This is a genomic window from Oceanicella sp. SM1341 (genome assembly GCF_003448965.1).
Lineage (GTDB): Bacteria > Pseudomonadota > Alphaproteobacteria > Rhodobacterales > Rhodobacteraceae > Paroceanicella.
The window spans coordinates 134,426-157,609 of record NZ_QRGC01000005.1 but is presented as its reverse complement, the minus strand read 5'-3'; the positions used below and the strand labels follow the sequence as shown (position 1 = coordinate 157,609).

25 protein-coding genes are annotated in these 23,184 nt (G+C 71.4%); 12 read left to right on the top strand and 13 right to left on the bottom strand.

From position 1 onward, the window contains the following. Positions 1-39: 39 nt before the first annotated feature. Positions 40-1,695, bottom strand: coding sequence for an energy-dependent translational throttle protein EttA (gene ettA, locus D3P35_RS07280; RefSeq protein ID WP_118134001.1), 1,656 nt, complete (start codon positions 1,693-1,695; stop codon positions 40-42). A 149-nt stretch (positions 1,696-1,844) separates the two neighbouring features. Here ettA and D3P35_RS07275 point away from each other — a divergent pair, with 149 nt between their 5' ends. Further along, on the top strand, positions 1,845-2,447 hold the full coding sequence (locus tag D3P35_RS07275) for a nicotinate-nucleotide adenylyltransferase (RefSeq protein ID WP_118134000.1): 603 nt from the start codon (positions 1,845-1,847) through the stop codon (positions 2,445-2,447). A 7-nt stretch (positions 2,448-2,454) separates the two neighbouring features. Here the strand turns inward: D3P35_RS07275 and D3P35_RS07270 are convergent, their stop codons facing one another. Then, positions 2,455-2,745 carry a DUF1330 domain-containing protein gene (locus D3P35_RS07270; RefSeq protein WP_118133998.1) on the bottom strand — a complete coding sequence of 97 codons (291 nt, stop codon included), beginning with the start codon at positions 2,743-2,745 and terminating at the stop codon, positions 2,455-2,457. 160 nt (positions 2,746-2,905) lie between these two features. Here D3P35_RS07270 and D3P35_RS07265 point away from each other — a divergent pair, with 160 nt between their 5' ends. After that, positions 2,906-3,637 carry an IclR family transcriptional regulator gene (locus tag D3P35_RS07265; RefSeq protein ID WP_118133996.1) on the top strand — a complete coding sequence of 244 codons (732 nt, stop codon included), beginning with the start codon at positions 2,906-2,908 and terminating at the stop codon, positions 3,635-3,637. Between the two features lie 39 nt (positions 3,638-3,676). Here D3P35_RS07265 and D3P35_RS07260 read toward each other — a convergent pair whose 3' ends face one another. From D3P35_RS07260 to phnF, 6 genes are all read right to left on the bottom strand, one after another. Then, positions 3,677-4,291 carry a hypothetical protein gene (locus D3P35_RS07260; protein ID WP_118133994.1) on the bottom strand — a complete coding sequence of 205 codons (615 nt, stop codon included), beginning with the start codon at positions 4,289-4,291 and terminating at the stop codon, positions 3,677-3,679. Then, complete coding sequence (gene phnE, locus D3P35_RS07255) at positions 4,288-5,619, bottom strand: phosphonate ABC transporter, permease protein PhnE (RefSeq protein ID WP_118133992.1); 1,332 nt, start codon at positions 5,617-5,619, stop codon at positions 4,288-4,290. The genes D3P35_RS07260 and phnE overlap by 4 nt, the downstream gene beginning before the upstream one ends. Positions 5,620-5,652: 33 nt before the next feature. Continuing rightward, positions 5,653-6,546: an ABC transporter permease gene (locus tag D3P35_RS07250; protein ID WP_232830414.1), complete on the bottom strand. Its 894-nt coding sequence runs from the start codon at positions 6,544-6,546 to the stop codon at positions 5,653-5,655. A 79-nt stretch (positions 6,547-6,625) separates the two neighbouring features. Continuing rightward, a complete protein-coding gene (phnD, locus tag D3P35_RS07245) occupies positions 6,626-7,540 on the bottom strand; it encodes a phosphonate ABC transporter substrate-binding protein (RefSeq protein ID WP_118133990.1) in 915 nt (304 codons plus the stop codon). A 110-nt stretch (positions 7,541-7,650) separates the two neighbouring features. Further along, positions 7,651-8,472, bottom strand: coding sequence for a phosphonate ABC transporter ATP-binding protein (gene phnC / locus D3P35_RS07240; protein WP_118133988.1), 822 nt, complete (start codon positions 8,470-8,472; stop codon positions 7,651-7,653). Positions 8,473-8,654: 182 nt separating this feature from the next. Beyond that, positions 8,655-9,392, bottom strand: coding sequence for a phosphonate metabolism transcriptional regulator PhnF (phnF, locus tag D3P35_RS07235; protein WP_118133986.1), 738 nt, complete (start codon positions 9,390-9,392; stop codon positions 8,655-8,657). A 207-nt stretch (positions 9,393-9,599) separates the two neighbouring features. Between phnF and phnG the strand changes: the two genes are divergently transcribed. The 8 genes from phnG (at position 9,600) to D3P35_RS07195 (ending at position 15,937) form a co-directional block, all read left to right on the top strand. Then, positions 9,600-10,049, top strand: coding sequence for a phosphonate C-P lyase system protein PhnG (gene phnG / locus D3P35_RS07230; protein ID WP_255418346.1), 450 nt, complete (start codon positions 9,600-9,602; stop codon positions 10,047-10,049). Next, positions 10,049-10,615 carry a phosphonate C-P lyase system protein PhnH gene (phnH, locus tag D3P35_RS07225; protein ID WP_118133982.1) on the top strand — a complete coding sequence of 189 codons (567 nt, stop codon included), beginning with the start codon at positions 10,049-10,051 and terminating at the stop codon, positions 10,613-10,615. The genes phnG and phnH overlap by 1 nt, the downstream gene beginning before the upstream one ends. Positions 10,616-10,618: 3 nt before the next feature. Continuing rightward, a complete protein-coding gene (locus tag D3P35_RS07220; RefSeq protein ID WP_118133980.1) occupies positions 10,619-11,728 on the top strand; it encodes a carbon-phosphorus lyase complex subunit PhnI in 1,110 nt (369 codons plus the stop codon). Further along, complete coding sequence (locus D3P35_RS07215) at positions 11,725-12,603, top strand: alpha-D-ribose 1-methylphosphonate 5-phosphate C-P-lyase PhnJ (RefSeq protein WP_118133978.1); 879 nt, start codon at positions 11,725-11,727, stop codon at positions 12,601-12,603. The genes D3P35_RS07220 and D3P35_RS07215 overlap by 4 nt, the downstream gene beginning before the upstream one ends. A gap of 34 nt (positions 12,604-12,637) precedes the next feature. Then, positions 12,638-13,408: a phosphonate C-P lyase system protein PhnK gene (gene phnK / locus D3P35_RS07210; RefSeq protein ID WP_118133976.1), complete on the top strand. Its 771-nt coding sequence runs from the start codon at positions 12,638-12,640 to the stop codon at positions 13,406-13,408. Positions 13,409-13,477: 69 nt separating this feature from the next. Next, a complete protein-coding gene (gene phnL / locus D3P35_RS07205; RefSeq protein WP_118133974.1) occupies positions 13,478-14,158 on the top strand; it encodes a phosphonate C-P lyase system protein PhnL in 681 nt (226 codons plus the stop codon). Next, positions 14,155-14,739: a phosphonate metabolism protein/1,5-bisphosphokinase (PRPP-forming) PhnN gene (phnN, locus tag D3P35_RS07200; RefSeq protein ID WP_118133972.1), complete on the top strand. Its 585-nt coding sequence runs from the start codon at positions 14,155-14,157 to the stop codon at positions 14,737-14,739. Before phnL ends, phnN begins: the two co-directional genes overlap by 4 nt. A 1-nt stretch (position 14,740) precedes the next feature. Beyond that, positions 14,741-15,937: an alpha-D-ribose 1-methylphosphonate 5-triphosphate diphosphatase gene (locus D3P35_RS07195; RefSeq protein ID WP_118133970.1), complete on the top strand. Its 1,197-nt coding sequence runs from the start codon at positions 14,741-14,743 to the stop codon at positions 15,935-15,937. 268 nt (positions 15,938-16,205) lie between these two features. On the opposite strand, the gene D3P35_RS07190 is transcribed toward D3P35_RS07195, so the two are convergent. Then, positions 16,206-16,859 carry a glutathione S-transferase gene (locus D3P35_RS07190; protein WP_118133968.1) on the bottom strand — a complete coding sequence of 218 codons (654 nt, stop codon included), beginning with the start codon at positions 16,857-16,859 and terminating at the stop codon, positions 16,206-16,208. Positions 16,860-16,970: 111 nt separating this feature from the next. Here D3P35_RS07190 and D3P35_RS07185 point away from each other — a divergent pair, with 111 nt between their 5' ends. Both D3P35_RS07185 and D3P35_RS07180 read left to right on the top strand, forming a co-directional pair. Then, the gene (locus D3P35_RS07185; protein WP_118133966.1) at positions 16,971-18,200 is read left to right on the top strand and encodes a polyhydroxyalkanoate depolymerase; all 1,230 of its coding nucleotides are present in this window, start codon (positions 16,971-16,973) and stop codon (positions 18,198-18,200) included. Positions 18,201-18,220: 20 nt separating this feature from the next. Continuing rightward, positions 18,221-18,829 (top strand): cyclopropane-fatty-acyl-phospholipid synthase family protein, encoded by a 609-nt coding sequence (locus D3P35_RS07180; protein ID WP_118133964.1) that lies wholly within the window; start codon positions 18,221-18,223, stop codon positions 18,827-18,829. 100 nt (positions 18,830-18,929) lie between these two features. Here the strand turns inward: D3P35_RS07180 and D3P35_RS07175 are convergent, their stop codons facing one another. From D3P35_RS07175 to D3P35_RS07160, 4 genes are all read right to left on the bottom strand, one after another. Next, positions 18,930-19,817, bottom strand: a complete 888-nt coding sequence (locus tag D3P35_RS07175; protein ID WP_118133962.1) for an ABC transporter permease — start codon at positions 19,815-19,817, stop codon at positions 18,930-18,932. A gap of 17 nt (positions 19,818-19,834) precedes the next feature. After that, positions 19,835-20,770 (bottom strand): ABC transporter permease, encoded by a 936-nt coding sequence (locus D3P35_RS07170; protein ID WP_118133960.1) that lies wholly within the window; start codon positions 20,768-20,770, stop codon positions 19,835-19,837. A gap of 7 nt (positions 20,771-20,777) precedes the next feature. Further along, positions 20,778-21,764, bottom strand: a complete 987-nt coding sequence (locus D3P35_RS07165) for an ABC transporter ATP-binding protein (RefSeq protein ID WP_118133958.1) — start codon at positions 21,762-21,764, stop codon at positions 20,778-20,780. Positions 21,765-22,050: 286 nt separating this feature from the next. Next, positions 22,051-23,097 carry an ABC transporter ATP-binding protein gene (locus D3P35_RS07160; protein WP_118133956.1) on the bottom strand — a complete coding sequence of 349 codons (1,047 nt, stop codon included), beginning with the start codon at positions 23,095-23,097 and terminating at the stop codon, positions 22,051-22,053. Positions 23,098-23,184: the final 87 nt, after the last annotated feature.

Genomic DNA, 23,184 nt, shown 5'->3' with positions numbered 1-23,184 from the left:
CTCCCGGGGGAGGGGCCGTCCGATGCATGGGCGGGGATGTCAGCGCGAGAACTTCTTGTACTTGATGCGCTTGGGCTCCACCGCGTCGGGGCCGAGGCGGCGGATCTTGTCGGCCTCGTAATCGGTGAAGCTGCCCTGGAACCACTCCACGTGGCTGTCGCCTTCGAAGGCGAGGATATGGGTGCAGATGCGGTCGAGGAACCAGCGGTCATGGCTGATGACCACCGCGCAGCCGGCGAAGTCGAGCAGGGCGTCCTCGAGGGCGCGGAGGGTCTCCACGTCGAGGTCGTTGGTCGGCTCGTCGAGCAGCAGCACGTTGCCGCCGCGGCGCAGCAGCTTGGCCATGTGCACGCGGTTGCGCTCACCGCCCGAGAGCATGCCCACCTTCTTCTGCTGGTCGCCGCCCTTGAAGTTGAACGCGCCGCAGTAGACGCGGGAGTTCATCTCCGCATCGCCGAGCTTGATCACGTCGAGCCCGTCGGAGATCTCCTCCCAGACGGTCTTCTTGTCATCGAGCGCGTCGCGCGACTGGTCGACGAAGGCGAGGTCCACCGTGTCGCCGAAGCTCACTTCGCCCGAATCCGGCTTCTCGGTGCCGATGAGCATGTTGAACAGGGTCGACTTGCCGGCGCCGTTGGGCCCGATCACGCCCACGATGCCGCCGGGCGGCAGCGAGAAGTTCAGCCCCTCGATGAGCATGCGCTCGCCGAAGCCCTTGGAGAGGTTCTCCACCTCGATCACCTTCGAGCCGAGGCGCGGCCCGTTGGGGATGATGATCGAGGCGCGGCCCACGCGCTCGCGCTCGGACTGGTTGGCGAGCTCCTCGTAGGCGTTGATACGCGCCTTCGACTTGGCCTGCCGGGCCTTGGGAGACTGGCGCACCCACTCGAGCTCGCGGGCGAGGGTCTTCTGGCGGGCGGCGTCCTCGCGGGCTTCCTGCTCGAGGCGCTTGGCCTTCTGGTCGAGCCAGGAGGAGTAGTTGCCCTCCCAGGGGATGCCGCGGCCGCGCTCCAGCTCGAGGATCCAGGAGGTGATGTCGTCGAGGAAGTAGCGGTCATGGGTCACGATCAGGATCGTGCCCTTGTACTCGATGAGGTGCTTCTGCAGCCAGGCGATGGTCTCGGCGTCGAGATGGTTGGTCGGCTCGTCGAGCAGCAGCATCTCGGGCGCCTCGAGCAGCAGCTTGCACAGCGCCACGCGGCGGCGCTCACCGCCCGAGAGCTTGGAGACATCCGCGTCGTCCGGCGGGCAGCGCAGGGCTTCCATCGCCACGTCGACCTGGCTGTCGAGGTCCCAGAGGTTCTCGGCGTCGATCTGGTCCTGCAGCGAGGCCATCTCCTCGGCGGTCTCGTCGGAGTAGTTCATGGCGAGCTCGTTGTAGCGGTCGAGCTTGGCCTGCTTGGCCGCGACGCCGAGCATCACGTTCCCGCGCACGTCGAGGCTCTCGTCGAGCTGGGGCTCCTGGGGCAGGTAGCCCACCTTCACGCCCTCGGCCGCCCAGGCCTCGCCGCTGAAGTCCTTGTCCTGCCCGGCCATGATGCGCATCAGGGTCGACTTGCCCGACCCGTTGACGCCGACCACGCCGATCTTCACCCCCGGCAGGAAGGAGAGGCGGATGTTCTCGAAGCATTTCTTGCCGCCGGGATAGGCTTTCGAGACCCCATCCATGTGGTAGACATACTGATAGGACGCCATGTGATGCCTCTTTCGCGTTCGGGTTTCGCGCGTTGTAACGATACCGGGGGATGAGCGCAACGGCGCCGGCCCGGGGGCTGCGCGTGCGGCGTTGACATCCCCCGCGCCGCTGGCCATGAAAGGCGGCTCTTGCGGGGGGAGGAGGCGAGGTGCGCCACGGGTTTCCCACGGCCATGCCCGGCATGCGGGTCGGTTTGCTCGGCGGGTCGTTCGATCCGCCGCATGCGGGGCACGTGCACATCACCCGCTGGGCGCTGCGCCGGCTCAACCTCGACGCCGTCTGGTGGCTGGTGAGCCCGGGCAACCCGCTGAAGGCCGAGGGCCCGGCGCCGCTCGAGCGCCGCATGCAGGCCGCCCGCGCCGTGATGGACCACCCCCGCGTGCGGGTGACCGACATCGAGAGCCGCCTCGGCACCCGCTACACCGCCGCCACCCTCACCGGCATGCTGAAGATCTACCCCGGCGTGCGCTTCGTGTGGCTGATGGGGGCGGACAACCTCGCCTCCTTCCACCGCTGGGAGGACTGGCAGCGCATCATGGAGATGGTGCCCATCGGCGTGCTGGCCCGGCCGGGCGAGCAGCTGGCCGCCGGCCTCTCGCCCGCCGCACAGCGCTATGCGCGCAGCCGGCTGCCGCGCTTCCAGGCCGGCCGGCTGGCCGATGCCCGCCCGCCCTGCTGGACGCTGCTCACCGGGCCGATGCTGGGCATCTCCTCCTCCGAGATCCGCCGGCGCGGCGAATGGGTGCGGTGAGGCCGGCTCAGAACCCCTCGACCAGCACCACCGTGCACTCGGCATTGGCGTGGCGGATCTGCTTCACCGGGGCGTATTCGGGCGAGTCGAGAAAGGCCCGGGCGGAGGCCATGTCGGGGAACTCGACCACCACGAGGCGCGAGGGGGTCCAGAGCCCGGCCTCGATCACCTCCATCGCCCCGCCGCGCACCCGGTAGGTGCCGCCGTACTGCTCGGCGACGGGCCGGGCGAGGGCCTTGTACTCCTCGTAGGCCTCGGGGTCGGTCAGGCGGGTGTCGACGATGAGATAGGCGGGCATGGGATCCTCCGGTTTTGCGGCAGTCTGGGGGGCGGGGCCGCGCCTGTCGAGGCCCGGTGTCGCAGGGCGGTCACGCGACATATGTACCTGTTGCAATATGGGACAGTGTTCTGAATAACGGCACGGGGAAGACCATCTCAGAAGGGGGTCGGGAGGGGAATTGGACAGCACGTTTCTCAAGGGTCTGCGGGTTCTGACGCATATGGTCGACCGGGGCGGCCCATGCGGCGTGACGGCGCTCTCGCGCGAGCTGGGCCTGCCGAAGAGCAACATCCACCGGGTTCTCAAGACGCTGGAGGCCGCGGGCCTGGTGCGCGCGGACCCCGCGACGCGCGGCTACCTGCCCACGCTGCGGCTGTGGGACCTGGGCCTGCGCGTCTATGATTCGGTCGACCTGGAGCGCGAGGCGCGCGACCTGCTGGGCGAGATCGCCGGCGGCACCGGCGAGACCGCCATCGTCGCGGTGCGCGACGGGCTCTCGGCCCGGGTGATGGCCTCGGCCTGCGCGCATTCGCCCCGCTGCCCGGTGCCTGCCGGCGAGCGGCTGCCGCTGCACGAGGGCGCCATCGGGCGCATCCTGCTCGCCCATGCCGACATTCCCCATGCCGAGCGCGCGCTCACCGATGCCGCCCTGCCGCCCGGCGGGCTGGCCTGGCTGCGCGCCGACATGGCCGAAAGTGCCGCGCGCGGCTGCGCGGTGGACCGCGGAGACTGGAACGCCGGCCAGTACGGCGTCGCCGCCCCGGTGCGCGACATCCGCGGCGGGGTGATGGCCGCGATCGGCGTCACCGGCCCCATCGACCGCTACTCGGAAGACGGCCTCACCCGCATGCAGGAGCTGGTAACCGGCGCCGCGGCCGAGCTCTCCCACCGCTTCGGCTGCGCCGCCTGAGGGCAGGGGGCGCGCCCGCGCGCCCCTGAGCCCCCTGCTTCAGCCGCCGTGCTTCTCCAGGAAGGCTTCCACGGAGAGCTCGCGGAAATCGGTGAGGGCGGTGCGCAGGGCGGCGTGGTCCCATTCCCACCAGGCGAGGGCGAGCAGGCGCTCGGCGATCTCGGGGGCGAAGCGGCGGCGGATCGGCTTCGCCGGCACGCCGGCCACGATCTCGTAAGGCCCCACATCCTTCGAGACCACGGCGCCCGCGCCCACCACCGCCCCGGTGCCCACCGTGACCCCCGGCAGCACGACCGACTGGTGGCCGAACCAGGTGTCGTGCCCCACCTTCGGCCCCTGCGCGCGGCGCCATTCGAAGAACTCCGCCTCGTCCTCGGCATCGTCCCAGTAGGCGGCGGCGCGGTACATGAAATGGTGCAGGCTGGCGCGGTGCATCGGGTGGTTGGTGGGCCCGATGCGCACGAAGGCCGCGATGTTGGCGAAGCGCCCCACCTCGGCATAGGCGAGGTCGGAGAAGCGCTCGCAGTAGGAGTAATCGCCCAGCGTGGTGTCGAGCAGGCGCGCGCCTTCGCCCACCTCCGTCCAGCGGCCGAGATGGCCGCCGGACACCTTCGCCCCGGGGTGGATGGTCGGGGCCTCGGAGAGTTTCTTCATTTCGAGCCTTCGATGAGCCGCCGGCGCAGCCGGGCGGAAAGGTTGTCCATCAGGATCACGATGCCGATGATCAGCACGATGATGTACATCGTGTTCTCCCAGTCCTGCCCGGTGCGCATCGTGTCGGCAAGCTTCAGGCCGATGCCGCCCGCGCCCAGCATGCCGATGACCGTGGCCGAGCGGGTGTTGGACTCGAGGAAGTAAAGCGACTGGGAGATGAACACCGGCATGATCTGCGGCATGATGCCGAACCAGGTGCGCTGGACCGGGCTCGCGCCCGTGGCCTGCATGCCCTCCACCTGCCGGCGGTCGGCGTTCTCGATCGCCTCGGAGAACAGCTTGCCGAAGGTGCCCGTGTCGGTGAACCAGATGGCGAGGATGCCCGAGAGCGGCCCCAGCCCGAAGGCACGGATGAAGATCAGCGACCAGATCAGCGCATCCACCCCGCGCAGGAAGTCGAACAGCCGCTTGAACGGACCGCGGATCCAGGCCGAGGGGGTGATGTTGTTGGCCGCGAGGAAGGCCAGCGGCAGGGCGCAGAGCGCGGCCATCAGCGTGCCCACCACCGCCATCAGCACCGTGATGCCGAGGGCGCCCAGCACCTCGCCGTGCTGCCAGTCCTGGTTGCCGAGGAACTCGGAGACCACCAGCGAGAGGTTGGACTGCGCGGGGTCCACCCGCTCGGCGGAGAAGACGAGGGCCGCGGCCTGCAGCGGGCCCATCCCGTGCAGGGGCGAGCTCCAGTCGAACCAGAAGTTCTCCCAGCCGGTGAAGTAGTTCATCAACGTCACCTTCGAGGCGGTGACGATGAAGCGGGCGTAGCTGTCGGGCCGGCCCTCGATCTTGTTGGGCGCCACCTTCATCCAGGGCTGCGGGGCGGAGAGCAGCACCGGCCCTTCCTCGGCGAAGGCGATGTCGGCGAGCAGGGTGCCGTCCTCGTCCAGCATGCGCAGGCCGTCGGGGCGCAGGTCGATCTCGTAGCCCGCGTTCATCTCCACCTGCCAGCCGGCGGCGGCGGGGGTGATCCAGTCGGGCAGGGTCTCGTAGCGGTTGAGGCGGTTGCCCTCGAGCTCGACCTCGAGCTCGGAGGGGTCGCGCAGGCTCATCTCCACGTGCACCTTGTGGGCGTAGCTGTCCAGGGCGAGCAGCTCGGCCCGCTCCATGTTCGCCCGCCCCAGCGCGGTGGAGACATCGAAGGCGAACCAGACATAGACCGAGTAGAGCGCGAGCAGCAGCGCGCCCCCCACCCACAGCGCCTGCCGGCGGCGGTTCGGGGCGAGGACGTCGGCGTGGCGGGCGGCCAGCGTGTCGTAATCGGCGAGAGCCATGTTTCCCCCTCCCTCAGTGCGCGCCGGGGCCGATCAGCCGGCGGCGCAGCCGGGCCGAGAAGCTGTCGATGGCGATGATGGTGACGATGAGCAGCGCCATGATGGCGACGATGTCGGCGCCGAAGCGCCAGTCCACGAAGGTCTTGAACTGCTGGCCGCGCCCACGAAGCCCATGATGGCCGAGGCGCGCACGTTGATCTCGAAGCGCAGCAGCGCGTAGCTCACCCAGTTCGGCATCACCTGCGGCAGGATGCCGAACCAGACCTTCTGCAGCCACGAGGCCCCGGCGGCATCGAGCCCCTCCCAGGCCTTCATGTCGGCGTTCTCGTTCACCTCGGAGTAGAGCTTGCCGAGCGCCCCCACGGTGTGGAAGGCGATGGCCGCCACGGCGGCGATCGGGTTCTTGCCGATGATGAAGATCAGGAACAGCGCGATCACGATCTCGGGGAAGGCGCGCGCCACGTCGAGAAAGCGCCGCGTCACCCAGACGATGGCGCGGTTGCGCACCAGGTTGCGCGAGGCGAGGATGCTCAGCGCGGCGCCGATGGTGAAGCCGGTGAGCGTGGCCACCACCGCCATGTTGATCGTCTCGACCAGGTAGTGGACGTAGGTGTGGGTGATGCCGTTTTCCGCGTGCTGCACGGTGAAGGGCACCAGCCAGAACGACCAGCCCTTCTCCCAGGCATCGGCGAGGATCTCGGCCGGGTAGTCGGCCAGGTGCGCGAGGCCGCCGAGGAAGCTGCCGGAATTCGCGTCCTCCGCCATGCGGAAGCCGCCCACGAGGATGGCCAGCACCAGCAGGATCAGCAGGCCCGTGTAGCTGCGGCGGCGGATCTCGGCGCGGTCATAGGCCTCGGCAAGCGCGGACAGCCCGCCGCTCCCCGTGTGTCGGGGGCCCGCCGCCCCTGCGTCTGCCTCGAGCGTCATGCGATGCCCTCTGTTCTGGTCTGGTGGAAATGCAGAGGGGCGCCCCCTTTCGGGCGCGCCCCGCTCCGGCCTTGGCCGATCAGTTGGTCAGCTTCGCGCGGCGGGCGTCGATGATCGGCTTGTAGAAGGAGGGATCGACCTCCACGTAGCCTTTCGCCTCGCCGGCCTCGGAGGAGTAGAAGCACTCCGGATCATCGGTCGGCAGCGCGAGAAGCGACTGTTTCACCGCGTCCTTCACCTCCTGCGGCAGCGCGTTGCGCACCACGTTCGGGCCGTTCGGGATCAGCGGCGACTGCCAGATCTGCACCAGGTCGTTCATGTCGAGCAGGCCCTTGTCGACCATCTTGCGCAGGTTGCCGTTCGAGTAGCCCTCTTCCCACTCGCCCACGCCGGAGGCCCAGGTCACGCCGGCATCCACGTCGCCGTTGAGCACCGCGATCACGTTCTGCTCATGGCCGCCGGAGAAGCTGGTGGAGCCGAAGAAATTGCCGGCGGTGTAGCCTTCCTGGCTCAGCACCACGGAGGGGATCAGGTAGCCGGAGGTGGAGTTGGGGTCGGCGAAGCCGAGGTGCTTGCCCTTCATGTCCTCCAGCGAGGTGATGCCGCTGTCGGCGCGCGCCACCATCACCGAGTAGTAGCCGGTGGAGCCGTCGAGCTGCTGCACGGTGAGGATCGGGGTCACCGCGTCGGGGTTCTCGAGGTAGACGCCGGCATAGCCGGACGCGCCGAGCTGGGCGTAGTCGAGGTTGCCGCCGAGCAGGCCTTCCATCACGCCGGCATAGTCCGCCGCCGGGTAGAGCGACACCGGCACGCCGAGCAGCTCCTCGAAGCGGGTCTTGATGCACTCGTTGGAGCGCAGGCGGTCGGCCTCGTTCTCGCCGCCCAGGATGCCGATGCGGAACTCGGTGAGCCCGGCCATGCCCTCGGCGGAGGCCGCCACGGCGTTGAGCGCGAGCGCGGCGGTGCCGGCGGCGAGGATGGATTTGAGCAACATGTGTGTCTCCGGTGTGATGGTCGCGCCCGCATGGCGCGGGGCCGTGGAAGAACCGGCCGGCCCCCCGGCCGGCCCGCGGTGCCTCCGCCCGGGGGCGGGGGCGGGAAGGCTCACTCGGCCAGGGCTTTCGCCTCGCGCAGGGGCTGGCGGCCGAGCGTCTCGATGCTGGTGGAGGTGGCGGCCTCGGTGAACTCGTCACCGGCGCCGTAGATGTCGCGCGCCGCCCCCTCGGTGAGCTGCGCGGGCAGGCCGTCGAACACCACGCGGCCGTCGCGCATGCCCACGATGCGGTCGCAATAGGCGCGGGCGGTGTCGAGCGTGTGCAGGTTGCAGATCACCATGCGGCCGTCCTCCTCGTGGATGGCGCGCAGGGCGTCCATCACCACCTTGGCGTTCAGCGGGTCGAGCGAGGCGATGGGCTCGTCGGCGAGGATCAGCTTCGGGTCCTGCATCAGGGCGCGGGCGATGGCCACGCGCTGCTGCTGCCCGCCCGAAAGCGCCTCGGCCCGTTTCATCGCGTGGCCGGCGATGCCGAGCCGGTCGAGCGCGGCGAGGGCCTCGAGCCGCTCCTCGCGGCTGAACAGGCGCAGGATGGCGGAGGCGGCGGAATGGTCGTTCAGCCGGCCCATCAGCACGTTGGTGAGCACGTCGAGCCGCGGCACCAGGTTGAACTGCTGGAAGATCATCGCGCAGTCGCGGCGCCAGCGGCGCAGGGCGCGGCCGCGCAGGGCCAGCACGTCGGTGCCATCGGCGCGCACCGAGCCCTCGGAGGCGCCGGTAAGCCGGTTGAGCATGCGCAGCAGCGTGGATTTGCCGGCGCCGGAGCGGCCGATCACCCCGATCATCTGCGGCCGCTCGAACGTCAGCGTCACGTCGTCTACGGCGACGGCGGTGCCGAAGCGTTTCGTCAGGCCGGTGATGGTCAGATCCATGAGGTGCTCCGCGGCTTCGTGTTCCCGAGAGGCCGGATACGGGGCCGCGGTGTCGCAATGTTTGCACTTCGGTGGAGGTTTTGTGACGGGGGCGCCGGGGGAGGGATTTTCCACTCACATCCGCGTGTGCGCCCGCCGGGCCTGCCGAAGCCGCAGGCAGGGAGGAGCCTCAGGCGCCCGGGTCAGGCGTTGGGGAAACTCTTCTCGTCGATCACCAGCTGCACAAGATCGGCGTTGAACCATGTGCGGCCCAGTTCCACCGCCACGCCCGCGGCATCTACGTTGAGCGCCACCGTACGCAGCACCGGCGCGCCCTCGGCGAGGCGCAGGGCGCGCGCCACGCTGCCGGTGGCGCGCTCGGCCGTGAGCCGGGTCCACTTGCGGGTGTAATCGGCCACGCCGCAGCGCCGCAGCGCTTCGGTGACAGAGCGGCTCTCGCGCAGGTGGGCCGGCAGGTCGGGCAGGCGCGCGGCGGGGAAGAGCGAATGCACGCAGGTGAAGGGCTGGCCGTCGGCGAGGCCGATGCCCTCGTAGACATGCGCCGGCGCGCCGGGGGCGAGGCCCAGCTCCGACGCCTCCCGCGCCGTGACCGGCAGGGTCTCCAGCCGGGTGATCTCGCGCGCCGGGCTCTGGCCCGCGTCGGTGATGTTGCGGGTGAAGCGGGTGCGCGCACCCAGCCGGTAGTCGAAGGGCGTGGTGGCCACGAAGGCGCCGGCGCCGCGGCGCACGTGGATCAGCCCCGCCTCCTGCAGGGCCGCCAGCGCCCGCCGCGCCGTGTGCCGGTTCACCCCGAAACGCTCCGACAGCGCCGCCTCGGTGGGCAGCTTCGTGCCCGGCGCGTAGCGGCCGGCGCCGATGTCCTCGTGCAGCGCGTCGCGGATCTGCTCCCAGATCGCCTGGCGCCCGCCAGTGGTGTTCATCTGCGCGTCTCCTGCCTGCCCGTCATCGTCATGGAAGCTTCACCGAACGCCCCCTTGCTTCGGGCATGATTCGGCCGTAAGAATTTGTCTAGATGTCTAGTTATATAGATAACTCCGGAACCTGTCTAGCCCGGGATGTCCCGGGGCCGGCGCGGCCGGAACGGACAGGCGGCCGGAGCGGAAGACGGCCAGAGCGAAAGGTGACTCGTGGAACAGGCAAGGACCGAACGGCAGGACTGGATGGGCCTGCTCGCGCGCGCCCCGGCGGGCGATCTCGCGGCGCTCTGGGCGGAGGCAGGGCTGTCACCCGCCTTCGCCTGGGCGCGGGCGCCGGAATTCGGTGGCGTGATGGTGCGCGGCCGGGCAGGCGGCACCGGCGCGCCCTTCAACCTCGGCGAGATGACCGTGACCCGCTGCGCCCTCACGCTGGAGGAGGGCGGGGCCGTGGGCCATGCCTGTGTCGCCGGGCGCGACCGCGAGAAGGCCCGCATCGCCGCCCTGTGCGACGCGCTGATGCAGACCGCGGCGGCGGAGGAGGTGCGCGCCCGCATCCTCACCCCCCTCGCCGCGCGCATGGCGCAGGCCCGCCGCGCCCGCGCCGCGAAGGCCGCAGCCACGAAGGTCGACTTCTTCACCATGGTGCGGGGAGAGAACTGATGCAGGCCGAAACCCTTTCCGGCGGCTTCGCCGACACCGCGCGCGACGCGGCCCGCGCCTTCCGCGCCGTGCTCGACGCCATGGCCCGGCCGGGCAGCATCCACGAGATGGCGGGGGCAGCACCGCCCGCCCCGCTCTCGCCCGCAGCAGGGGCCGTGGCCCTCACCCTGTGCGACCCCGAAACCCCGGTCTGGCTGGCGCCCTCGCTCGCCACGCCGGAGGTGGAGGGCTGGCTGCGCTTCCACACCGGCGCGCCGCTGGGCCCCCGGGAGGCCGCGCAATTCGCCTTCGGAAGCTGGGAGGAGCTCGCCCCGCTCACCGATTTCCCCATCGGCACGGCGGAATTCCCCGACCGCTCGGCCACCCTGGTGGTGGGCCTGCCCGGGCTCGCGCCCGCCGGCGCCCGTCTCACCGGCCCGGGCATCCGCGAGGCCGCGGCGCTGAGCCTGCCGGAGGCAGAGGCCTTCGCGCGCAACGCAGCCCTCTACCCGCTGGGGCTCGACTTCATCTTCACCGCCGGCAGCCGCCTCGCAGCGCTGCCGCGCACCACCCGCGTGGAGGGCTGAGACATGTATGTTGCCGTGAAGGGTGGCGAGCGCGCCATCGAGAACGCCCATGCCTGGCTGGCGGAGGAGCGGCGGGGCGACACTTCGGTGCCCGAGCTCTCCGTGGCGCAGATCCGCGAGCAGATGGGCCTCGCCGTGGCCCGCGTCATGGCCGAGGGCTCGCTCTACGACCCCGACCTCGCGGCGCTGGCCATCAAGCAGGCGCGGGGCGACCTGATCGAGGCGGTGTTCCTCATCCGCGCCTATCGCACCACGCTGCCGCGCTTCGGCGCGAGCCGGCCCATCGAGACCGCCGACATGGCCTGCAAGCGCCGGGTCTCGGCCACGTTCAAGGACGCGCCGGGCGGCCAGGTGCTGGGCCCCACCTTCGACTACACCCACCGGCTGCTCGACTTTGCGCTGGCCGCCGAGGGCGAGGTGCCGCCCGCGCCGCAGGCGGAGCCCGCGGAGGGCCCTGTGCCGCACATCACCGGATTTCTCAACCGCGAGGGGCTGATCCAGCAGGAGCGCCCCTCGGAGGAAACACCGCCCGACCTCACCCGCCAGCCGCTGGAAACCCCGGCGGACCGTTCGCTGCGCCTGCAGGCGCTGGCGCGGGGCGACGAGGGCTTCATCCTCGGCCTGGGCTACTCCACCCAGCGCGGCTACGCGAAGAACCACGCCTTCGTGGGCGAGCTGCGCATCGGCGACGTGGAGGTGGAGTTCGACATCCCCGAGCTGGGCTTCGCCGTCACCATCGCCGAGATCGAGGTGACCGAATGCGAGACGGTGAACCAGTTCAAGGGCTCGAAGCTGGAGCCGCCGCAGTTCACCCGCGGCTACGGGCTCACCTTCGGCATGGCCGAGCGCAAGGCGATCTCGATGGCGCTCGTTGACCGGGCGATGCGCTGGCGCGAGCTGGGCGAGGACTATGTCGGCGCCCCGGCGCAGGACGAGGAGTTCGTGCTCTACCACTGCGACAGCATCCAGGCGACCGGCTTTGTCGAGCACATCAAGCTGCCGCATTACGTCGATTTCCAGGCCGAACTGGAGCTGGTGCGCCGCATGCGCCGCGAGGCGGCCGAGGCGCAGGCCGCAGCCGGGGCCGCAGCCATGAAGGAGGCCGCCGAATGACCGACATGAGCCAGGATTACAACTTCGCCTATCTCGATGAGCAGACCAAGCGAATGATCCGCCGCGCGCTGCTCAAGGCCGTGGCCATCCCCGGCTACCAGGTGCCCTTCGCCAGCCGCGAGATGCCGATGCCCTACGGCTGGGGCACCGGCGGCGTGCAGGTGACCGCCGCCTGCCTCACCCCCGAGGACCGGCTGAAGGTGATCGACCAGGGCGCGGACGACACCACCAACGCCGTCTCCATCCGCAAGTTCTTCGAGCGCACGGCGGATGTGGCGGTGACCGAGGCCACCTCGGAGGCGAGCATCATCCAGACCCGCCACCGCATCCCCGAGCAGGCGCTCTCCGAGGAGCAGATCCTCGTCTACCAGGTGCCGATCCCCGAGCCGCTGCGCTTCCTCGAGCCGCGCGAGAGCGAGACGCGCAAGATGCACGCGCTCGAGGAATACGGGCTGATGCATGTGAAGCTCTACGAGGACATCGCGAAGAACGGCCATATCGCCACCGCCTTCGCCTATCCGGTGAAGGTGGAGGGGCGCTACGTGATGGACCCCTCGCCGATCCCGAAGTTCGACAACCCCAAGATGGACGACTGCCCGGCGCTGCAGCTCTTCGGCGCGGGGCGCGAGCAGCGCATCTACGCGGTGCCGCCCTTCACGAAGGTGGTGAGCCTCGATTTCGAGGACCACCCGTTCGAGGCCGGCCGGGCGGCGCATGACTGCGCGCTCTGCGGGGCCGGCGACAGCTACCTCGACGAGGTGATCATCGACGACGAGGGCGGGCGGATGTTCGTGTGCTCGGACACCGACCATTGCCGCACCCGCCGCGAGGCCGGCCACACCGGGGCGCTGGGCGTGCCGGAGGCCTTCGCATGACCCATCCTCACTCCGCCGCACCGGGAGAGCTCTCATGACCCCGCTTCTCGAGGTCCGCGACCTCACCAAACGCTACGGCCCGCGCATCGGCTGCGCGGATGTGACCTTCGAGCTCTGGCCCGGCGAGGTGCTGGGCATCGTGGGCGAGAGCGGCTCGGGCAAGTCGACGCTGCTCTCCTGCCTCGCGGGGCATCTGGCGCCGGACACGGGCTCGGTTGTGTATGACACCCGGGCGAACGGTGCGCGCGACACGCTCACCATGTCCGAGCCCGAGCGCCGCATGCTCGGCCGCACCGACTGGGCCTTCGTGCACCAGAACCCGCGTGACGGGCTGCGCATGAACGTCTCCGCCGGCGGCAACGTGGGCGAGCGCCTGATGGCCGTGGGGGCGCGCCACTACGGCAACATCCGCGCCACGGCGAGCGACTGGCTGGGCCGGGTGGAGATCGCGGACGAGCGCATCGACGACCGGCCCTCGGCCTTCTCTGGCGGCATGCAGCAGCGCCTGCAGATCGCGCGCAACCTTGTCACCGGCCCGCGGCTGGTGTTCATGGACGAGCCCACCGGCGGGCTCGACGTGAGCGTGCAGGCGCGGCTGCTCGACCTCATCCGGGCGCTGGTGCGCGACCTCGGCCTCTCGGCGATCATCGTCACGCATGACCTCGCGGTGGTGCGGCTGCTCGCCGACCGGCTGATGGTGATGAAATCCGGCCGCGTGGTGGAAGAGGGCCTGACCGACCAGGTGCTCGACGACCCGCAGCACGCCTACACCCAGCTGCTCGTCAGCTCGGTGCTTCATGTCTGAGGCGCGCATGGACGCGTGCCCCACCCACCCACCCGCACGCCTCCATGCGCGCGAGACCAGGGGGAGAGGATGATCCAGGTCGAGAATGTCTCCAAGCAGTTCACGCTGCACAACCAGGGCGGCGCCGCGCTGGAGGTGATGCGCGGGGCGCAGCTTTCCGTGGCGCCGGGCGAATGCGTGGCGCTCGTGGGTGCCTCGGGTGCCGGCAAGTCCACGCTGATGCGGATGATCTACGGCAATTACCTCGCCGCCTCCGGGGCGATCCGGGTGGGCGCGCTCGACGTGGTCACCGCCCGCCCGCGCGAGATCATCGCGCTGCGCCGCGAGGTGCTGGGCTACGTGAGCCAGTTCCTGCGCGTGGTGCCCCGCGTGCCCACGCGTGACGTGGTGGCCGAGCCGCTGCTGGCCCTCGGCCGCCCGGCCGGGGAGGCCCGCGCCCGCGCCGAGGCGCTGCTCGCCCGGCTCAACATCCCGCCCGCCCTGTGGGAGCTCTCGCCGCTCACCTTCTCGGGCGGCGAGCAGCAGCGGGTGAACATCGCCCGCGGCTTTGCCCATGAATACCCCGCCCTGCTGCTCGACGAGCCGACCGCGAGCCTCGACGCCGCCAACCGCGGCACCGTGCTCGCCCTCATCGAGGAGGCGAAGGCGCGCGGGGCGGCCATCGTCGGCATCTTCCACGACGAGGAGGCCCGCGCCCGGGTGTGCGACCGCGAGGTCGACGTGAGCGGCTTCGCGCCGGGGGCGTCATGAGCCCCGGCACGCTCATCGTGGTCGTCGGCCCCTCGGGCGCCGGCAAGGACACGCTGATCGACGCCGCCCGCGCCGCGCGGCCCGACATCTTCTTCCCGCGCCGGGTGATCACCCGGCCGGAGGAGGCGGGCGGCGAGGCCTTCACCGGCGTGAGCGTGGCCGGGTTCGCCGCGCGCGAGGCTGCCGGCGCCTTCGCCACGCTGTGGCACGCGCACGGGCTCTCCTACGGCATCCCGGCCGAAATCGGGCCCATGCTCGCCTCCGGCCGCCATGTGCTGTTCAACGGCTCGCGCAGCGTGATCGACGCGCTCCGCGCCACCCACCCGGCCCTGCGGGTGATCGTGGTCACCGCCGCGCCGGAGGTGCTGGCCTGCCGGCTCGCCGCGCGCGGGCGCGAGGATGCCGAGGCCATCCGCCGCCGCCTCGCCCGCGCCGCCTTCGCCACCCCCGAGGGGCCCGATGTGACCGTGATCGACAATGGCCAGCCGCTGCCCCGCGCGGTGGCCGATTTCCTCGCCGCCCTGCCGCCGGTGCCCGCCGTCGCCCCGGCCCCGACCCGAAAGGAACCCTCGCGTGCATGACATGACCGCATCCGCACAGGCCCATGCCGTGGGCGCCGCCGAACACGCCCTCCCCGCCGGAGACGCCGAATTCGCCAATGCCGAGCTGGTGCTGCCCGACCGGGTGATGCGCGGGCGCGTCACCGTCTCCGCCGGCGAGATCGTCGAGATCGTGGAGGGCGACGCGGTGCCCGCCGGCGCGCTCGACTGCGGGGGAGACTGGCTCTCGCCCGGGCTCGTCGAGCTGCACACCGACAACCTGGAGCGCCACATGCGCCCGCGCCCCGGGGTGGACTGGCCGCATGCCGCCGCCATCCTCGCGCATGACACCGAGCTTGCCGGCATCGGCATCACCACCGTCTACGACGCCATCCGCGTGGGCTCGGTGCTCTCGGGCAAGAAGAAGAGCTATGGCCGCTACGCCCGGCAGATGGCCAACGAGATCCTCGCCGCCCGGGCCAGCGGCAGCCTGCGCATCAGCCATTTCCTGCACCTGCGCGCCGAGATCTGCTCGGAGACCCTCACCGAGGAGCTCGGCGAATTCGGCCCCGCCGACCGGGTGGGCATCCTGAGCCTGATGGACCACACCCCCCACCAACGCCAGTTCGCCGACGAGCGCCAGTACCGCACCTATGTGCAGGGCAAGTACGGCTATTCCGACGCCGAGTTCGACGCCCATGTGGTGCACCTGCTCGAGGTGAAGCGCCGTTTCGGCGCGCAGCACGAGGCTGACGCCGTGGCCTCGGCCCGGGCCTGGGGCGCGGTGCTCGCCAGCCATGACGACACCACGACCGACCATGTCGCGGCCTCGGCGGCGCACGGGGCGGGGCTCGCCGAGTTTCCCACCACGCTGGAGGCGGCGGAGGCCCTGCGCGCCGCCGGCATCGCGGTGATGATGGGCGCGCCCAACCTGCTGCGCGGCGGCTCGCATTCGGGCAACGTGGCGGCGCAGACCCTGGCGGACGCCGGGTTGCTCGACATCCTCTCCTCCGACTACGCGCCGGCGAGCCTGCTGATGGGCGCGGTGCGGCTGGGGCGCGAGAGCGGCGACATGGCCCGCGGCATCCGCACGGTCACCGAGGCGCCGGCCCGGGCCTCCGGCCTCAGCGACCGTGGCGCCCTCGCGCCGGGCCAGCGCGCCGACCTGGTGCGCTTCGCCACCGCCGATGGCTTCCCCTACACGAAGGGCGTCTGGGTGCGCGGCCTGCGCGTGGCCTGAAGGCATCCGCCCCGCCCGCGCGGGCGGGGCGGCTTTTCGGCCGGGCTCATGCGCGGTGTCGCAGCCCGGACGACGCGGGCATCTTCCGGCATGCGGGGGGGCACGCGTGGCTTGACGCGGTGCCGGGGCGGGTCCGCCTGCGCTGGGCCTGGCAGCTCGCCGGACGCCTCTTGGACAAAGCCCGCAAGGGCAGGCGGGGTGGTGTGGCGCCCCTGACGCCCCCCGACATCGCGGGTGCGCGCATCGGCTTTCCCGCCCGTTCCGGATGTCAGAACTCGACGTCGAGCTCCTCGATCTCCTCCGGCTCCTCCAGCGCGTCGGCGATCCAGGGCTGGAGCACGGACCAGCTGAGGATATGGTCGACGTACTCGGCCACCGGCCCGTCGAGCGCCACCGCGTAGGTGCGGAAACGGGTGCAGACCGGGGCGTACATCGCATCGGCCATCGTGGGCTCGCCGAAGAGGAACGGGCCGCCGTAGCGCTCCAGGCACTCGGTCCAGATCGCCTTCACCCGCTCGATGTCGGGCCGCGCGCCGGCGAAGATCTTGAATTTCTCGTGGCGCGCCTTGAGGTTCATCGGCAGGGCCGAGCGCAGGTTGTGGAAGCCGGAGTGGATCTCGCCGCAGATGGCGCGGCAGTGCTGGCGGGCCACCATGTCCTTGGGCAGCAGGCCGGCTTTCGGGAATTTCTCGTTGAGATAGGCGCCGATGGCCAGCGTGTCCCACACGCTCACCTTGTCGTCGGTGAGGCGCGGCACCAGTACGGAGGGCGAGAGCAACAGCAGCTCGGCGCGCACCGTGGGGTCGTCCACCGTCACGATCTCCTCGTCGAATTCCAGCCCCGCCATGCGGCACAGCAGCCAGCCGCGCAGCGACCAGGAGGAGTAGTTCTTGCTGGAAATGGTGAGCGTGGCGCGCGGCATCGTGATTTTCTCCCGGAGGCAGGTCGCTCTATTGCAACGCACAATTCGCTCGCCGCGCAAGCGAAAAGACATTACGATTCGCCGGAATCTACCCCGGGAGGCCGCAAGGGAATGCTCTATCAGCTCTACCAGGCGCAGGACGACATGCTCACCCCCGTCCGCGATGCTGCCAACTGGATGCTCTCCATGCTCGACGTGGTCTCCGGCGGCCCGAAGCCCGCCTCGGAGCGCAGCCTGCCCGAGCGCAGCCTCGCCGCCGGGCTGGAGATGATCACCCGGTTCGAGCTCTCCCACGCCAGCCCCGCCTTCGGCATCACCTCCGTGCCCTCGGGCAACCGCGATGTCGAGGTCTGGGAGGAGGTGGCGCTGGAGCTGCCCTTCGGCAACCTGCTGCACTTCGTGAAGGACAGCGACGTGCCGCAGCCCAGGGTTCTCGTCGTCGCCCCGCTCTCGGGCCATTTCGCCACGCTGCTGCGCGGCACGGTGGAGACATTGCTGCGCGACCATGACGTCTACGTGACGGACTGGACGAATGCGCGCGATGTGCCGCTGTCGGCCGGGCGCTTCGGCTTCGAGGATTACATCACCTACATCATCCGCTTCCTGGAGGAGATGGGGCCGCGTTCGCACATCCTCGCGGTGTGCCAGCCCTGCGTGCAGGCCCTCGCCGCCGTGGCGGTGATGTCGGAGGACAGGCACCCGGCGACGCCGCTGTCGATGACGCTGATGGCCGGGCCGATCGACGTGCGCGAGAGCCCGACCACGGTGAACGACCTCGCGATGGAGCACCCGCTCGCGTGGTTCGAGGAGAAGCTCATCGCCACCGTGCCCTGGCGCTACAAGGGCGGCGGGCGCAAGGTGTACCCCGGCTTCGTGCAGCTCACCGCCTTCATGACCATGAACATGGACCGCCACAAGAAGACCCACCGCGAGCTCTACGAGCATCTCGTGGCGGGCGACGACGCGGCGGCGGAGAAGATCAAGACCTTCTACGACGAGTATTTCGCCGTGCTCGACCTCACGGCGGAATTCTACCTCGAGACCATCGACATGGTGTTCCAGCGCGCGCTGCTGGCGAAGGGCGAGCTCAGCTACAAGGGCCGGCCGGTGCGCCCCGGCGCGATCATGCGCACCGCGCTGCTCACGGTGGAGGGCGGGCGCGACGACATCTGCGCCATCGGCCAGACCGCGGCCGCGCACGAGCTCTGCACCGGCCTGCGCCCGCATCTCAAGCGCCACCACCTGCAGGCCAACGTGGGGCATTACGGCGTGTTCAACGGCCGCAAGTGGCAGAACGAGATCTACCCGCTGGTGCGCAACCTCATGCTCGCCGTGGAGTGAACCCGGGGAGGGACTCCCGCATGGCACCACCGCCCGACTGGGATGCGGCCTATGCCGGCGCCGGGGGCGGGCTGTTCGGGGATGCGCCCAACCTCTGGCTGGTGATGACCCTGGCGCGGCCGGGTTTCGACGCCCGCCGGGCCCTGTTCATCGCCGATGGCGACGGGCGCAACGGCACCTGGGCCGCGCGGCGCGGGCTCGACGTGACCGCCATCGACATCTCCGCCGAGGCCACCGCCCGGGCCCGCGCGCGCGACAGGGCGGCCGGTGTCTCCGCCCGCCGCGTCACGGCCGACCTGCGCGGCTGGAGCCCCGAGCGCAGCTTCGACGCCAGTTTCCTGCTCTACCTCCAGGGCCCGCCCGAACAGCGCGAGGCGGCGGTGCGCCTCGCCGCATGGTCGCTGCGCCCCGGCGGCTGGCTGGTGCTGGAGGGCTTCGCGGCGGAAGGCGAGGGCGGCTGCGGCCCGTCCGACCCCGCCCTGCGCTACGGCCGCGACGAACTCGCCGCCTGGCTCGAGGGCTTCGCGCGCGAAGAATGGCTCTTCGGCGAGGTGCGGCTCGACGAGGGCCCCCGCCACCAGGGCAGCGCCCGGGTGGTCCGCATTCTCGCCCGCGCCCCGGGCGGATAGGGAGGCGGCGCGCTCCGGGATCCGGCCGGCGGCCCCGTGCATCGGGGCGACCCTTGTCGAGGCTTCCCGACCCCGCATGCCGGGGCCGGGGCGGCGGCCTTCAGCGCAGCGTGGGGTCGAACCGGTCGCGCAGCCAGTCGCCGATCATCGAGATCGACAGGGTGGTGAGCACGATGGCCGCCGCCGGCGCCAGCATGATCCACGGGGCGGACTGGATGTAGTCGCGCCCGTAGCCCACCATGTTGCCCAGCGAGGTCATCGGCGGCTGCACGCCGAGACCGAGGAAGGACAGGCCGGATTCGAGCAGGATCACCTCGGGGAAGTTCAGCGTCATCGACACGATGAGGGTGGAGGCGATGTTGGGCAGGATGTGCCGGCCGTAGATGCGCCAGGGCGTGGCGCCGAGGTCGCGCACCGCGGTGGCATAGCCCTGCTCGGAGGCGGCGATGGCAAGGCCGCGCGCGATGCGCGCGATCCGCTCCCAGCCGTAGAACCCCATCAGGATCACCAGCAGCGGCAGCGAGTTTCCGAGGAAGGCGAGCATGGCGAGCGCGATGATCATGAAGGGCATGGCCGCCTGCGCGTCGATCAGCATCAGCACCACCTGCTCCACCCGGCCGCGGAACCAGGCGGCGAGGAAGCCCAGGCTCACCCCCAGAGTGGCGGCGATCAGCGTGGAGAGGAAGGCGATGACGAGCGAGATGCGCACCGAGGTGATGAGGCGCGAGAGCACGTCGCGGCCCAGCTCGTCGGTGCCCAGCGGATGCGCCCAGTCGCCGCCGAAGAACACCGGCGGGGTGAGGCGGGCGCGCAGGTCCATCGCGAGGTAGTCATAGGGCGCCACATGCGGTGCGAAGGCCACCAGCAGGGCGCACATCGCGAGCCAGGCGAGGGCGAGCAGGATGCCCGGCGGCCAGCTCTGGAAGAAGGCGGCGGCGCGGTTCTTGGCGGTGAAGACGCTGCCGCTGTCGTCGGGGATCGTGGTCATGGTCTGGTCCTCCGGGCTCAGGCGGGTTTCGCGGCATGGCCGCTGCGCAGCCGGGGGTCGACCCAGCCGTAGGCCATGTCGACGAGAAGGTTCGCCGCCACCATGGTGAAGCCGATCAGCAGCAGGATCACCTGCACCACGGCAAGGTCTCGGTTGGCGACCGCGGTCACCAGCAGCCGGCCCACGCCGGGCCAGGAGAAGATGCTCTCCACCACCACGGCGCCGGCCACCAGGCTGCCCACCATGAAGCCGATGATGGTGAGCGTGGGGATGGCGGCATTGGGCAGCGCGTGGCGGATCACCACCTGGTGCCAGAGCAGCCCCTTGGCCGAGGCGGTGCGGATATAGGGCTGGCCCAGGGTCTCGAGCATGGCCGAGCGGGTGAAGCGCGCGATCACCGCCGCCCCGATCAGCCCCATGGTGAGGATGGGCAGCACCGCGTGCAGCGCCGTGTCCGAGCCGCCCGAGGGCAGCCAGCGCAGCCGCACCGCGAAGACGAGGGCCAGCACGAGCCCCATCACGAAGCTCGGCACCGTGAAGCCCATCACCGAGACGGTCATGATCGCCCGGTCGATGAGCGTGTTGCGGTGCAGGGCGGCCCAGATGCCGGCGGGGATGCCGATGGCGAGGTTGAGCAGCAGCGCCGGCAGGGTGATGCGCAGCGTGTCGGGCACGCGCTCCAGCACCACGTCGAGGGCGGCGCGGCCGTCGCGCATCGAGGTGCCGAGGTCGCCCTGCGCCACGGCGCCGAAGTAGCGCAGGTACTGGTTCCACAGCGGCTGGTCGAGGCCCCAGGCGGCGCGGAAGGCCGCGTAGGCCTCCGGCGGCGCCTCGGGGCCGAGGATGGTGATCGCGGGGTCGCCCGAGAGGCGCAGCACGATGAAGGCGGCCGAGACGATCAGCACCACGGTGACGAAGGCGCGGGCGAGGCGGGAGAGGAAATAGCGGGTCATGCTCGGCTCACTCCGCGGCATGTGCCGCGGGCGCGGTCACGAGATGGCAGGCAACGGCGCGGCCGGCGTCGCGCTCCAGCCGCGGCACCTCGCGGGTGCAGCGGGCGGTGGCGACGGGGCAGCGCGGGTGGAAGGGGCAGCCGGCGGGTACGTCCACCGGGTTCGGCGGGTCGCCCTCCAGCACGATGCGCTCCCGCCTGCGGCCCGGCACCGGGATGGCCGAGACCAGCGCCTGCGTGTAGGGGTGCAGGGGGGCGTGGAACACCTCCTCCGGGGCGCCTTCCTCCACGATGCGGCCGAGGTACATCACCGCCACGCGGTCCGACATCTGCCGCACCACCTTCAGGTCATGGCTGATGAAGAGTGCCGCGAAGCCGGTGCGGGCGCGCAGGTCGTCGAGCAGGTTGAGCACCTGCGCCTGGATGGAGACATCGAGGGCGGAGACCGGCTCGTCGCACACCAGCAGCGCGGGGTCGAGGGCGAGGGCCCGGGCGATGACCACGCGCTGGCGCTGGCCGCCGGAGAGCTCGTGCGGGTAGCGCTGCGCCATGCTCGCGCCGAGCCCCACCTGCGCCATCAGCTCGGCCACCCGCTCCGCGCGCTCCGCGGCGGGCAGGCCGGGCTCGTGGATGGCGATCGGCTCGCCGATCTGCTCGGCCACCGGCATGCGCCGGTCGAGCGCGCCCAGCGGGTCCTGGTAGACCATCTGCATGCGGCGGCGCTGGCGGCGCCAGGCGGCGTCGTGCTTCGCGGTCACCAGCCCGCCGTCGAAACGCACCTCGCCGGCGCTGGGCGGCACGAGGCCGAGCACCAGCCGCGCGGTGGTGGACTTGCCGCAGCCGCTCTCGCCCACGAGGCCCAGGGTGCGGCCGGCGGGGATGTCGAAGTCGAGCCCGTCGACCGCCTTCAGCGTGGCGGGCCGGCCGAACAGGCCGCCGGGGCGACGGACGGGATAGTGACGCTTGAGGCCACGGACGGAGAGCAGCGCGGTCATCGGGCCTCCTGGCAGGGGGGAAGGGCTGGGCGGCAGGGGAAGGCGGGCAGGGCCGCGGCCCCGGCCGGGTGAAGCGGCGCCGCGCCGGGCGCGGATGAGTGCAGTGGTGCCGCGCCGGGCGCGGGTGGGCGCGGGCGCGAAGCGCTGCCGGCGCGGGCGGGCCGGCGCATGAGCAGCCTGCGCGGCAGCTCGGGCCCGGCGAGCAGGCGCGGCAGCGGGGCAGCGGCCGGGCAGGCTTCGGAAAGCCTGGCCGCGCGGCGCTTCGGCGTGGCGGAACCGGCGCCGCTCATGCGTGCACCCCGGTCTGGCAGGCCACCCGGCCCTCGGGCGGCAGGGCGCCGCGGCGCACCGCTTCCACGCGCAGGCAGGCGGCGCGGTGGTCGCCGCCCTGCACCGGGCGCAGGCCGGGCAGGGCGCCGGAGCAGGCGTCGTCGGCGAAGGCGCAGCGCGGCGCGAAGGTGCAGCCGCGCGGCAGCGCGTCGGGCGGCGGCACTGTGCCGGGAATGGCGTCGAGCCGCCGGCGCGGGCCGTCGAGCTCGGGCAGGGCGCGCATCAGCCCGATGGAATAGGGGTGGGCGGGGGCGGCGAACAGGCGCTCGGCCGGGGCGGTCTCGATCACCCGGCCGCAATACATCACCGCCACGCGGTCGCAGATGTCGGAGACCACGCCGAGATCGTGCGAGATCAGCACCATGGCCATGCCGGTTTCGCGGCGCAGGTCGGCGAGCAGGTCGAGGATCTGCGCCTGGATGGTGGCGTCGAGCGCGGTGGTGGGCTCGTCGGCCACCAGCAACTCCGGCTCGCCCGCCAGCGCCATCGCGATCATCACCCGCTGGTTCATGCCGCCGGAGAGCTCGTGCGGGTAGTCGCGCAGGCGCTGGGCGGGGTTGGAGATGCCGACGCGCTCCAGCAGGCGGGTGGCCTCGCGCCGCGCGTCCTTGCCGCGCAGGCCGCGGTGCAGCCACAGCGCCTCGCCGAGCTGCCGGCCGATGCGGTGCACCGGGTTCAGCGCCGAGGAGGGGTCCTGGAAGATGAGCGCGATGCGCCCGCCGCGCAGCTTCGCGAGGCGTTTCGCGGGGGCGTTGAGGATCTCCTCGCCGGCCAGTTTCACCGAGCCGCGCATGCGGGCGCGGGCGTCGAGCAGGCCGGTGGCCGCGAGCCAGGTGATCGACTTGCCGCAGCCGCTCTCGCCGACGACACCGAGCGTCTCGCCGCGGTGGATGTCGAGGTCCACCCCGTGCAGCGCGCGCACGTAGCGCCGGCCCGTGTCGAAGTCGACGGTGAGCCCGCGCAGCGAAACGAGGGGTTTGAGCTGTTCGAAATGCTCGGTCATGGCGGGTGCCCTGCTCTCTTGTGGGAGATGGGGCCTGCGGCCGGAGGGGGCAGCCGCTGGCTGTCTGCGGGGCCGGGCGGTGCCGGC